Annotated in this window: 11 protein-coding genes; 2 read left to right on the plus strand and 9 right to left on the minus strand. The window is 47.5% G+C overall.

Going from position 1 to position 13,099, the window contains the following annotated elements:
- Window positions 1–256: 256 nt before the first annotated feature.
- Entirely contained in the window at window positions 257–1,666 is a 1,410-nt protein-coding gene (locus tag BAZ21_RS00085; RefSeq protein ID WP_084011473.1) for a glycoside-pentoside-hexuronide (GPH):cation symporter, read from the plus strand.
- Between the two features lie 22 nt (window positions 1,667–1,688).
- A complete protein-coding gene (locus BAZ21_RS00090) occupies window positions 1,689–3,269 on the plus strand; it encodes an alpha-L-rhamnosidase-related protein (protein ID WP_068496075.1) in 1,581 nt (526 codons plus the stop codon).
- A 93-nt stretch (window positions 3,270–3,362) separates the two neighbouring features.
- Here BAZ21_RS00090 and BAZ21_RS00095 read toward each other — a convergent pair whose 3' ends face one another.
- The 9 genes from BAZ21_RS00095 to BAZ21_RS00135 form a co-directional block, all read right to left on the minus strand.
- Entirely contained in the window at window positions 3,363–4,565 is a 1,203-nt protein-coding gene (locus BAZ21_RS00095) for a macrolide family glycosyltransferase (protein WP_068496076.1), read from the minus strand.
- A 57-nt stretch (window positions 4,566–4,622) separates the two neighbouring features.
- Window positions 4,623–5,633: an AraC family transcriptional regulator gene (locus BAZ21_RS00100; RefSeq protein WP_068496077.1), complete on the minus strand. Its 1,011-nt coding sequence runs from the start codon at window positions 5,631–5,633 to the stop codon at window positions 4,623–4,625.
- A gap of 108 nt (window positions 5,634–5,741) precedes the next feature.
- Complete coding sequence (locus BAZ21_RS00105; protein WP_068496078.1) at window positions 5,742–6,374, minus strand: RraA family protein; 633 nt, start codon at window positions 6,372–6,374, stop codon at window positions 5,742–5,744.
- A gap of 34 nt (window positions 6,375–6,408) precedes the next feature.
- Window positions 6,409–7,287 carry an IucA/IucC family C-terminal-domain containing protein gene (locus BAZ21_RS00110; RefSeq protein ID WP_068496079.1) on the minus strand — a complete coding sequence of 293 codons (879 nt, stop codon included), beginning with the start codon at window positions 7,285–7,287 and terminating at the stop codon, window positions 6,409–6,411.
- Window positions 7,259–8,074: an ABC transporter ATP-binding protein gene (locus BAZ21_RS00115; protein ID WP_068496080.1), complete on the minus strand. Its 816-nt coding sequence runs from the start codon at window positions 8,072–8,074 to the stop codon at window positions 7,259–7,261. The genes BAZ21_RS00110 and BAZ21_RS00115 overlap by 29 nt, the downstream gene beginning before the upstream one ends.
- A gap of 92 nt (window positions 8,075–8,166) precedes the next feature.
- Window positions 8,167–9,258 carry a FecCD family ABC transporter permease gene (locus BAZ21_RS00120; protein WP_084011475.1) on the minus strand — a complete coding sequence of 364 codons (1,092 nt, stop codon included), beginning with the start codon at window positions 9,256–9,258 and terminating at the stop codon, window positions 8,167–8,169.
- On the minus strand, window positions 9,255–10,259 hold the full coding sequence (locus tag BAZ21_RS00125; RefSeq protein WP_068496081.1) for a FecCD family ABC transporter permease: 1,005 nt from the start codon (window positions 10,257–10,259) through the stop codon (window positions 9,255–9,257). The genes BAZ21_RS00120 and BAZ21_RS00125 overlap by 4 nt, the downstream gene beginning before the upstream one ends.
- Window positions 10,260–10,368: 109 nt before the next feature.
- Window positions 10,369–11,346, minus strand: a complete 978-nt coding sequence (locus tag BAZ21_RS00130; protein WP_068496082.1) for an ABC transporter substrate-binding protein — start codon at window positions 11,344–11,346, stop codon at window positions 10,369–10,371.
- 97 nt (window positions 11,347–11,443) lie between these two features.
- Window positions 11,444–13,060 carry an AraC family transcriptional regulator gene (locus BAZ21_RS00135; RefSeq protein WP_068496083.1) on the minus strand — a complete coding sequence of 539 codons (1,617 nt, stop codon included), beginning with the start codon at window positions 13,058–13,060 and terminating at the stop codon, window positions 11,444–11,446.
- Between the last annotated feature and the right edge of the window lie 39 nt (window positions 13,061–13,099).

The following is a 13,099-nucleotide window of genomic DNA, read 5'->3' on the forward strand; positions in this document are numbered from 1 at the left end:
ATTTTTAATTTTTAACAACCTGTAAAACGAATACATTCATCTGTAAAACGGCAATTGCCAGCCAGAAAAGAAAGCGCTTTAATAAATGTGAGCTTGAAAGGTCATCCGGAGCCGCCATTCAACTTACAACAAGCACAACCTTCCCGGTCAATAACACTTAGCCATAAAGCTGGCTGATCGTTGTTCGCAGGAAAGCTGTGCTGCTGATTTTATTCTCTAATCATGCCAAATTGGTATCATAGGGGGTTGCGGAGGAATGAGTATGGTTACAAAGACAGGCATTTGGAAACAGCGTTTAGGCTATGGTGTAGCTGATTTTGCATGTAACTTGATTTGGCAAATGATCACGCTCTATTTAATGTTTTTCTATACAGATGTTATGGGATTACAGGTACTTGCAGTCAGTGCGCTGCTGTTAGTCACACGCATTGTGGATGGTGTAGCAGATGCCATTATGGGGATTATTATCGACAAAACCCGTACGCGCTGGGGAAAATCACGCCCTTATTTTCTGTTCGGCGCCATTCCGTTCGGCATTTTGGGAATCCTTACTTTTTATGTGCCGGATATCGGTCCTGTCGGGAAACTGATTTACGCGTATATCACCTATATGGGCTTATCGCTGGCCTATACGATGGTCAATATTCCAATGGCCTCCATTTTACCGAGTCTGACTCGTGATGGACAGGAACGCACGGTGCTTGCGACCACTCGCATTATCTTTTCTTTCATTGGAGCGACGGCGGTTAGTGTCTTGACGATGCCGCTGGTCCGTATGCTGGGTAACGGCTCACAGGCACACGGATTTTTTTGGACCATGGTCATTTTTTCGATAGTGGGCATGATGTTGTTTTTTGTAACCTTCAAAAACGTGGAAGAAAAGGTAAAGCTACGGCAAGAAAAAGTGACTGTCGCTCAAACCTTTTCGGCGCTCAAGGGAAATACCCCTTGGTACATCTTCGCAATCAACATCATCTTTATGTTCGGAGGCATGTTTTTTCATCAAGGCAGCTTGATTTATTATTTCACGTATTATGTGAATCGGCCCGATCTGATCGGCCTGATCGCAGGGATTGGCTCCTTAGTTCCGATTATCGGCACCTTTATCACCCCATGGCTGGCACGGCATTTGTACAAACGTAATTTGTTTCAAATTGCAAGCGCCATCACTTTGGCAGGCATGCTGATTATGCTTATTTCCGGTACACATATCTTCGGTTTAATTGTTGGTGCGGTCATTTCGGCCTTGGGCAACGGCGTTCGGATGGCGATCTACTTCTCCATGCAGGCGGACCCGGTGGATTACGGGGAATGGAAATCCGGCATCAGCGCAGCAGGCTTTATTTCTTCACTGAATGGTTTTATCGGGAAGGTAGCTCTGGCTTTGGCAGGTGCTGTTTCCGGTGTATTTCTAACATGGGGGAATTATGTTCCCAATCAAACGCAAGGCGCTTCCGCCCTGTTCGCCATTCAACTGAATTATCTCATTATCCCGTTGATTCTGACGATTGTTTCGATGATTATTATGTATTTTTATCGTCTGGATCACATTTTCCCACAAATCCGTAATGACATTCAGGAACGGAATCAGGCGCTGAATGCGTCTCACGGGAAAGACACTCCGGATGTTAGTAAAAATCAAGATACCTTACCTCAATCGGTTTGATGATCACAAAGGAGGCATTCACATGTCAGATCAATCCCCTGTTCAACAAGCTACAAAAACAACGATTCTACGTAACGAAGCTTTTATCAATCTGGCGGTTCAAGCACAACCGCAATTGAATACGTCTACTGTTCACCCACATCAAATGGTGGAGATTGTCCGTGATACAGACGTGATACATGGCTGGAAAACGAGTCCGGTTCAATGCGTTTCCACGCTGTCGCAGCAGCATTATGGCAAGGGAGAGGAATTTATTCTCGACTTTGGCACACATCAGGTGGGATACTTGTCCTTCTCTGTTCGTCCAGTCGGCAGTCCACCGGATGCGCCGCTTCATCTCAAACTGACGTTTGGTGAAATGCCTGTCGAAGTCGCAGAGCCTTTTTCCAACTATACAGGCTGGATCAGCAGCTCATGGCTACAGGAGGAAACAATATATGTCGACGTGCTGCCGGGTGTCATTGAGCTACCACGCCGTTACAGTTTCCGTTATGTGAAATTTGAAATTAAAGATACGTCCAAGAAATATCGTGTAGCCTTCGATGACATCCGAATTCAAGCTGTGACCTCGGCAGATGCCTCACACCTTGTCCCGTTGGAACATGCCGATCCACTTCTGCGTGATATTGATCAAGTCAGCATCCGTACTCTGCAAAACTGTATGCAGGAAGTATTCGAGGATGGCCCCAAACGTGATCGGCGATTGTGGCTGGGTGACTTGCGACTTCAGGCGTTAGCAAATTATGAAACCTTTGGTAATCATGAGCTTGTCAAACGCTGTCTCTACTTGTTCGCAGGAGTACCGAATGACCGGGGCCAAGTCGCGGCCAATCTGTTCATTACGCCATCATTAATACCGGATGATACGTATTTATTCGACTATTCTTTATTGCTCACCATCAGTTTGTACGATTACTATGAGGCCACTCAGGACAGCGATACTTTGCAGGAGTTATGGCCCACTGCCTACCGTCAGGTCGAGCTGGCTCTGGAGTGTCTGAATGAAGAGCATCTTCCACCGCATAATGATGAATGGTGGTCTTTTATCGACTGGCATCAGCAGCTCGATAAGCAAGCCCCTTCACAAGCGATACTTATTTACACGTTAAAACGAGCCATTCCATTGGCTAAACAGATTGATCCTGACAAGCTTCCGTTCCTGAACCGTCGGTTAGATGACGTCACAGCAGCAGCACTTACCCGATTGTGGGATGAAGAACAAGGCTTCTTCGTCAGCGGTCCCAACCGCCAAATTTCATGGGCCGGGCAAATCTGGATGGCTTTAGCCGAAGTGCTGGATACAGAGAGCAATGCTGCTCTCATGCAGCGCCTGCTGTCCGAGCAACCGGAAATCGGCCTGACAACACCATATATGCATCACTATTTGGTCGAAGCTTTGCTGATTACAGGTGACCGGGATGCAGCCGTCAAACACCTCAAGTCCTATTGGGGCGGCATGCTGCGGGACGGAGCCGATACGTTCTGGGAATTGTACGATCCCGATAACAAAGCCTTCTCGCCCTACGGCAGTTATCTGATCAACAGCTATTGTCACGCGTGGAGCTGCACCCCAACCTACTTGATTCGTAAATATAAGCTGTAAATATAAGCTTTAAACTATAATGAAGCTGTGCCAGTATAGGTTATGCGAACCTTGCTGGCACAGCCTTTTTCGGGGGCTATGGTTACTTACCATTTAGATATGATATTGACTTTTGAATTCGAAAATCTCATCAACAGCCTGATGATACCCGCCTGATTTTCGAAAGGATTCCCTAATATTTGCAACAGCTTGCTTGAAAGTTGAGCGGCTTAACACATGATCTACGGCTTCACGCAGCTGATTTGCAGTCAAGCTTTGCATTTGTAATTTAATGCCTGCTCCGATATGGGAGACTTGCTCCGCAATGATCGGCTGATCCGCGCTTTGTGGGATTACAATTAGCGGAACCCCGTAATAGAGACCTTCATGGGTACTGTTCATTCCACCATGTGTAATAAATAATCTAGTGTATTGCAGTACTTCAGTTTGTGGAACATAATTTTTTACGATGAAGTTTTCAGGAATTTCCCCTAAATCAGAGATTTGGGCTTTATTCCCAATAGACATGACAATCGTATGATCAGTGTTCCCAAATACCTCAAAACAAAGCTTATAGAAATCAATGCTTTGGTTAAAGACTGTACCCAATGAAATATAAATTGGGTTTTTGCCCTTGATTGCAGCAAAGTCGAAATTTTCTGGAGTTAATCGTGAAGAGATGGACGGACCCACAAATTTATAAGTTTGGTCGAATGCTTCTCCATAAGGTTGAAACTCCCTTGTTGTATAAACGATTGTAAGTGATGCAGGATTACAAAACACTTCGTAAGGAGAATGGATCTCCACATCATATTTTTCCTTCACCATTGCTGTCAGGCTTTGAAATTTATCGTTTATAGGTTTAACTATTTCTGCAGGGACTTCCTTCGAGAATTGATCCAGCATTTTATCGAATGATACTTTTGTCTGCGCAAAAGAAGTACAAGAATTGATTGCAGGAAGCTTAAGCATTTGAGCAAGTAAACGTCCACAACCAAACATGGAATCATGGATGATATAATCAAAATGCTCTCCTTTGATCTGTTCCAGAACGCTTGGTATAACTATATCTGCCGTAAGTAAAAGACCGTTGATTCTTTCGAATAAATAATCTCTTCCGCCTGAGATAAAGGCTTTTATAAATTTTTGATCGTCAAATGTTTGTACTGAAGCTCCCGTCTTCTCGATGCGCTCCCGAAAAGCTTCTATACAAAAGTACACTACTTCTTCTCCACGCGAAATAAGCTCTTGTACAACTCCAATAGTTGGATTGATATGTCCCTCTGATCCGCCATTAATAAATAAAACACGTGCCATTTCTACCACTCCTTAGGTATACTGTGTCTGATTCAACAGATTCTTGCCCTGTCCATGTCAAACCTGATCCGTCCGTCCCTTACACGCACGATATTGACTTGGCGTATACCCTGAATATTCCCTAAATTTTCGATAAAAAAAGCCCAAACTTTCATATCCTACCTCGTACGCTATTTCGCTAATGTTCTGATCGGTATGACGAAGCAGCGTCTCTGCGCACAGCATTCGCTGGGTTTGAACCAGCTCCCGAAATGTCTTGCCTGTCTGCTCCTTTAACAAATTCCCCAGATAATTAGGGTTAAAATTAAACGCTGCCCCCAATTGGGGAAGTGTGCAATCCCGGTAATGCTGCTCAATGTACTGCAAAATATCAATCATGCTCGCCTTACCCGGCCTGTCGTCCAGCTCAAAATTCATATCCAGCTGATACACCCGCATCAGCTCGGTAAGCAGCAAAGGCACATAATGACTAAGCATCTGCTGGGCATAATCCTGCCCGGACCAAAATTCACACAGCATATTTTTAAAAATATATTGTACATTCTCATAATGCTGGGAATGAAATAAAATATAGCGTTTGTGCTGCCTGTCCCGGGATACCGCGTCAGCCAAAAAATCGGCCACAATGCCTGTATTGCTAAAACGTCCAAAAAAAGTAGTTGAGAACGTTTCCATTTTCATAATCAAATTGACTAAAATATCATTTTCCCCAAGCGCATAAATACTATGCGGCACATTGGTATCCAAAATACATATCTGCCCCTGCTCCAGGCTGATCTCCCTACCATCAATGATCTGTCTGCATCTTCCGGAATACATATAATTCATTTCAATAAAATCATGATTGTGTAAAGGCATGTCCGCAAACCGATGATGCTTGCTCATATAAATGGAACCGCTATCAAAAAAATATTTGCCTTGCATACGAAGAACCTCATGCCCGATTTCACTTTCGGTAATCTGAAACCCTAGTGGTTCCAAATCGTTCACGTTTTTCCCGGTGCGAATCTGTATTTGCTCTACAGCATCCAGGCTTCTCAGAAATTGATCCAACTGCTGGTGGTTCAAGTCGCTCCCTCCTGTTCTCTCCCAGATGTCATGTAGTGAACTACGGATATTTGCTGATTTTAATAATCTGAACAATAGAAGCATACTTCCAGTGTAACTTATGAATGTTTACCTTTCCAGCCTGGCGTTCAAAAGCTGATCATATCCGTACTGCTTGCGTGTAAGCTCCTCCTTACGCTGTTTTTCCATAGCTTTTACCCCCAGGTCCCATGCTTCCTCCGGCTTCACCACAAATACGCCATCGTCATCGCCCAATACGAGGTCACCCGGATGTACACTGACTCCAAACAGGCTTATCGGTGTATTCACCTCCCCCTCCAGTTCCAAAGCGCGTGTAGTCAAAGCGCTAATTCCTTTTGAAAAGACGGGAAATTGCAGTTGATTCAGCACGCTAACATCCGTGACACAGCCGGAAACAATCACTCCGGCCAGTTGTTTTTTCATCGCTACATAGGCTCTGAATTCCCCCCAGCAGGCTCTGGCATCGTCTCCAGACATATCGACGACAAGCACATCACCCGCTTGTGCCAATTCCAGTGCATGACGGATCGCGGTGGAATCCAGATGGGGAAGCCTCACCGTAACCGCATTCCCCAACAAACGAATAGGACGAAACAATGGCTGCGCTCCCTGCATACATCCAAAATCCGTAAAATGCCCTATCGTGGAAGCACTGATATGCTGATAAAGCTCCAGTAGCTCCTTCGTTACACCCTCGACACGAGGTTGAATCCGAAACATGCAAGCCAGCTCCTTTCAGGATCATAGTTTCTGCTTAGCTCGTACAATGTATTTTGGGACAGGTAGGGCAATAGCCGCCCTTGTCCTTCATCTGATAAAAATAACAACAGGTTTTGCGCACACGCACTGCTTTCACAGTGCCAATAGAGACGGTAGATACTGATGACATTGGGGGACGCTGTGTACGAGCAGCCCCCGCATACCGAGCCAGCGGATTGTGCCGTTCTCCAAACAAGTGAGCCGGTGCTTCACAGATCAAATATTCAAAATCCTCTTCTATTCGCAGCCGATCCCCGCCATTCAGTTCCTGCCGGATGCGGTTCTCATACAGCGCATAGACATAGATGGCGGTGTTTTCCCACAATACCGTTCTCGGAATGGAGGCAACAGCAGAAACCGAGCGCCATATCGGGGCCAAATGCTCTGCAAATACCTGCCCGATGACGTAATCACGCCAAGCATAACGCTGGCGCTGGTCCGCATCACCATTGTCCCTGTCCCCATGTTCCATTTCGTTGCCATATTCCGTTTCTTTGTTATATTCACTAACCCGCAGTCTGTTCAAATGCAGCCTTGGAAGCCACGTATCCTTGACAAAATCAGAACGGATCGTACAATCGGCAATCCCGACTCCCAGCGTCTTGTTATATACAGACATCGCATACAGAGCCGGGGATACGATCAAAAAACCGTATCGTTTCGCCAAGGCAGAGGCCGTCACCTTGCGTGAAGAAAAATCATGCAGTTCTGACAGGCGATCCAGATACATCGTACATGAAGAGGCATCCAGCAAATCGCCAGCGGGTAGATCATATCGGCCAATGGGTGCTTGTACATCGCTGCTGATTCGCAGCTTTTCCGTGAGATACGACCATTCCGCAGGCTCAAACAAAGACCTTTTGCCGTACGGCATCCAGCTTCCTCCCCTTTCCATGAGGAATAAACATCGGAGTCCCGTACAACGGATCAGGAATGACTTGACAGCGCAGCTGGAATACCGTTTCTACCGTCTCCGAGGTCATGATTTCTTCCGGCTTTCCCTGCGCATAAATACGCTTATCGTGTACTGCAACCATATGGTGCGCATAACGACAGGCCAAATTCAGATCATGCAGCACCATAACAATAGTCCGTCCTTCGCGTTCGTTCAGATCAAACAGCAGGTCCAAAATCTCAATTTGATGTGTCATGTCCAAATAAGTCGTCGGTTCATCCAATAAAATCATGTCCGTCCCCTGCGCCAAAGTCATGGAAATCCATGCACGCTGACGCTGTCCACCGGATAAAGAATCCACCGGACGGTCCGCAAAGGCCTCCAATTGTGTTGCCCGCAGCGCATTTTGCACCTGCTCCTCATCCTCTACCGACCACTGTTTGAGCCAGCTCTGATGCGGATATCTGCCCTGCTTGACCAACTGATATACCGTTAGCCCTTCCGGGGCCGAGGGTCCCTGCGGCAAAATGGACAGCCTTTTGGCAATTTGCTTGGAGGGGAGCTGGGCAATCGCCTGCCCATCCAGCAGCACCGCTCCCGCTGCAGGCTTTAACAGCCGTGCCATGGCACGTAAAATCGTCGATTTTCCACAGCCATTACTACCGACCAGTACCGTAATCTTTCCCTCCGGAATTTGCAGGTCCAGCTCTTGAATAACCGGATCTGTCCCATAGTTAATCATCAGGTCCTTCATCTCTAACCCCATACAGCTTCCCTCCCATATCGTGAAGTCATCTATTTTAGTCGTACAAACGTCTATTCAAATATCCAAAATTTCAAAAGCGCTTCAGCTCGCCCTTAATGCCGATTCCGTCGCTGAACCAGCAAATACAGAAAAAACGGTGCCCCTACTCCAGCTGTAAAAATGCCTGCGGGAACATCAATCGGATAAAAGGCCGTGCGGGCCAGCAAATCAGCGAGATACACCAGCAATCCCCCTACCAGTGCTGACACCAGCGTCAGTCCGCCCATGGAGCGGCCTACCAATCGACGTGCAATATGTGGCGCAATTAATCCAACAAAGCCAATCGCTCCCGCGACTGCTACCGCAGTTCCGGCGAGAATTACACTGAGCAGCAGCAGTATCACACGGTGCCGCTGCACCTCTACGCCCAGCCCGGTGGCTACATCATCCCCCAGCTCCTGTGTATTGAGACTGCGTGCAAAATAGAGAACCAGAGGTGTACAGACCCCAATGGCGATCAACATCGTATATACGTTGTTCCACGATGCCCCATACACGCTGCCCGTCAGCCAAATGTAAGCCTTGCCGGCTGTAAAGGACGAGCTCATAACCAGCATCAGCGTCGTAACCGAACTCATGGCAGAAGCCAAAGCAATCCCCACCAGCACCAGTCGGATTGGTGTTACGCCGTCCTTCCAGGCCAGCATGTACACCAGCAGCGATACGACCAGTGCGCCAGCTACAGCCGCCACAGGCAGCCATTGGAAGCTCAAAACAGCTCCTCCATAAGCAATGAACGTCACTGCTGCAGCAGATGCCCCGCCTGTAATGCCCAGGATATCCGGGGATGCCAACGGATTGCGAATAATGCCCTGAAGCACCGCCCCCGCGATGCCCAAAGCCGCGCCAACCAGCACTCCCGTAACCGCTCGCGGGAACCGCAGCCTGTACAAAATAAAGTCATGTTCGCCTGAACTGCGTCCCCATATCGCTCGAAGCACTTCCCAAGGATGTACATACGTATCTCCCCAGCCCACACTGATTACACCCATGATCAGAAGCGCCAAGGCCAAACCACCCATCATCCATAACACTTTCTTTTCCAACTGGATATGAAATTGGCCGTTCCTGCTCCGCAGCGTTACATAACGCTTCTTGTTCAACCTACCTGTGCTGGCACCATGCTTCACCTTCATAAGCTTCATTTCCACGCCCCTCCTTTACGGGCAATGTAGATGAAAAAAGGAACCCCGATCAAAGCCGTAATCACGCCAATCGGAATTTCCTGCGGTGAAATCAGCACTCTGGCGGCAGTATCAGCCGATACCAATAGCAAAGCACCCAATACCGCCGAAAAAGGGGTACTCCAGCGGTAATCCGCACCAACCAAAGCACGCGCCACATGCGGAATGATCAGACCGACAAAGCCAATCGCCCCTGCAATCGCAACAGAGCATCCAGCCAGCACCACAACAATGAGGCCCATGGCACATTTTACCCATAAGGTATTTTGTCCCAAGCCCTTCGCTACATCTTCCCCGGTCACAAGCAGATTCACCGCTCTCCCCATCAACATCGCCGAGATCCCCGCCACCAGCATAAAAGGAAATAAAGGCTGCAGCATCTCCAGCGAACGTCCGCTCACAGAGCCAGCCATCCAGAACAACACATTTTGCATCCCCGTTTCATTCATCACCAAAATAATCTGGATCATGGACATAAACAAGGCGTGAATGGCGGAGCCAGACAATACAATCTTGATCGGTGTCAAGCCATCCCGACCTAATGATCCGATGACATATACCAGCACAGCCGCCAGTCCTGCACCGATCAAGGCAAAGCCCATCAGAGACATCATAGACTCGACCGAAAACACGACCGCAGCGATAGAGACGAAAAACAAAGCACCCGCATTGATACCGAACGTGCTGGGCGAAGCCAACGGATTGCGAGTAAGCGCCTGCATGAAGGCTCCTGCGATCGCCAAGCTCGCGCCTACAACAGCAGCAATGATTGTGCGCGGCAAACGTTCGGTATGTATCAGCACATGCTCTACATTTTGAGCATCATAATACAGTAGAGAAGATATCATCAATTGCGGTGGAATCAGCGTTCTGCCCAACAGCAGGCCAAGGAACAAGGCGCCCGCGAGCAGGAGCAGACATACGCCAAGTCCGGTCCATTTTCTTATAATCGTCGTTAGCATCGTTGCATATCCTCACTCTTTCAGCAGCAATGTACAACACAAAAGAAGGATGAGAGATATAGACCCCTCACCCCTCTGCTGTATTTCCGTCTTGCTTTGTGATATTTATTTATAATTTCAGATCATACAATTGATAAAGATCATCCAGCATCAGATTTGCGCTCAAATAGCCACCGGCCAGATTCCAATTCACTTCATTAACCTTGAAAATGCTTTTTTTCTTGTATGCATCAAGGTTTTTCCACAAAGGATGGCTTGTCCAGGCCTCATAATTTTTTTCAATAGCAGCCTGATCCTTACCCGAGTTAAACACGAACAACGTATCTGCATTCATGTCAGGTATGCTTTCCTTGCTGTTGACTTTGATTCCCCATTTGTCCCCTTCTTGCTCAGGAGGGCGGGTGAAACCCAGTTCCTTCAGAATCTGTCCTGCGAAGCCCATATAATAAATACGCGCATGGTCTGCCCGGAAATTAACGATGGAAGCCTTGATCGGCAGGCGATCACCCATTTTCTTTTTAAAGTCCGCTACACGCTGATCCCAATCCGCCAGCAATTGTGCTCCCTTGTCCTCCTGATTCAACACTTGCCCGATCAGCTTCACCGTATCTTTCCACTCATATAGCTGATCGACTGCAACCGTAGGTGCGATTTCCGACAATTGCTGGTACGTCGCTTCGTTACGGAATTTGGTTGCAATGATGACATCCGGCTTCAGCTTATAGATTTCCTCCATATTCGGCTGTGTCTCCAGACCAACTGTTGGAATCCCTTCAAGATCCTTTTTCAAATAATCATATACCGGCTCGGTTCCACTCGCCTCCACAATCCCCACAGGCTTTATACCATAAGCGATCATAACATCGTTGGCTCCGTTATACAGCGTTACGACCCGCTTGGGTGTACCCTTAATTTCGGTTTTACCCAAGACATGCTCGATGGTGCGTACGGAGTCGGTTGAGGCAGCTTCTGGCGCTCCACCGGAATTCGTACTCGTACCCGCGCCTCCAGCACCGCAGCCTGATAAAAGCAGCAATACAACCATGAGTGCAACCCATATACTCCCTTTGCTTGATGCTCGAAACATTTCTCTATTCCCCCTATTTAGATCGCCAATAATGATATTCATTCTCATTATTAATTATAAAGAGGGGTCTTAGCATGACCATGGACGTTAACGTCCTTTATTTGGACGAATCAGACAACAGCAGCTCTAACGATTTGTCCAATAACAGATCGTGAGACAACGAAGTATAGCATGTATACAGGTGCCTGCTATCACACATATGGTGTACGGCCCCATTCCGTACCGCCTTTAGCTGCTGCCATTCGGGAGAACGCCACAGAGCCAGACACTCCTGCTGAATTGCTTGTTCTTCACAGGCGTTGCCATAATGGCGATAACACGTCAGCAGAATGCGGTCTGCATCAAATTCATTCAGCTCACTCACCGTTACCTCACGGTAATGGGCGATATTTTCGACCCCCGCAGGCATCACCAGCTTCAAGTCTCCATACAAAACCGATCCCACATTCCGCTGTCCATACACACACATTTTCTGGTTCCCAACCCCAACGATCAGCACGCTCTCCCCACCGAGCTTTTGCCTGACCTTTCGGGAAATCCGTTCTGCTTTTGTTTCATATCGCTCCAGCCATTCCACCGCTTCCACATCCTTGCCGACAATACGGGCAATCGACTGAAAATGAGTACGCCAGCTTTGGAAAAAGGGTACGGTGACGGTAGGCGCAATCTGCTCGTACATCTTCTCCTTTTTTGATTTCTCAAAATCCCTGAATTCACAGGTTAAAATCAGCTCAGGCCGGGCCGACATCAGCCTTTCCAGATCGGGCTGAACCTCACCTACTGATATCGTGTTGCAAAAGCCTTCGGTGACAGGGTAAGCCTTGTTAATCACCGCCGCATATGGCTCTATGCCCAGTGCAATCAAATGTCCGGTTAACAGATGCTTGAGCGAAGCGATTTTGTCCGTATATCGAATCGTATTGACGTAGGCTGAGGGAGAGCGTCCAGTGGCGGCTTTAAATTTACGGCTAAAATAGAACTCATCGCTAAAGCCGACACCGTGAGCAATGGTGCGAAAAGAATCACGAGTGAGCACCAGCGCTTGCTTCGCGTGATTCATACGAATGTCTGTCAAATATTCCATCGGGCTTTTGCCGATCATTTTTTTGAACATACGCGAATAATAATCAGCGCTCATTCCTGCCAGCTCTGCCAGCTTGTCCCGCGTAATATCGGAAGCGTAATGCTGCTCCATGTAGTGGAGCGTCAAGGTCACCGCCTGCTGCACGTCCGGCTTCTGATCCCGGCTCGCATGCTGAAACAATGACATCAGCATTTCCTGAAATAAAATATTGGCCTTCATTTGGTCCCATATACGATCACAATGATGCTTCTTCTTGATTTCTTCGACCCTGTCCATCACAAAACGAAAGTGGGGAATGTTCCATTCTTGTGGCCCGATGGCCTCTGCAGGTATGTAACAGTCCAGCTCCCCCGACGGCTGTAATGCCAGAAAACGGATGACATAATAATCCGCCGGAGCGCCGGACAACAGATGGAGCTTCATGACTGCGCCAGGAGCGAGCATAAAGCCCTTTTGACGGTAAAGAGGATACGTCATTCCATCAATAACGATATCCCCTTCCCCTTCATTGAATAATAACAGCGTATGAAAAGACGTTTCTTGCCGGGAGAAAGAACGGCCAGAGCACACATGCTGAATATCTTGCAGTTTATAAAGAAATGAAGTAAAGGATTGATCCTGCGTATTCATGGCTCCCAGCCTTTCTATATATTGATCATTATTCTCAAT

The organism is Paenibacillus kribbensis (assembly GCF_001705305.1).
In the GTDB taxonomy this organism is placed as follows: Bacteria; Bacillota; Bacilli; order Paenibacillales; family Paenibacillaceae; genus Paenibacillus; species Paenibacillus kribbensis_B.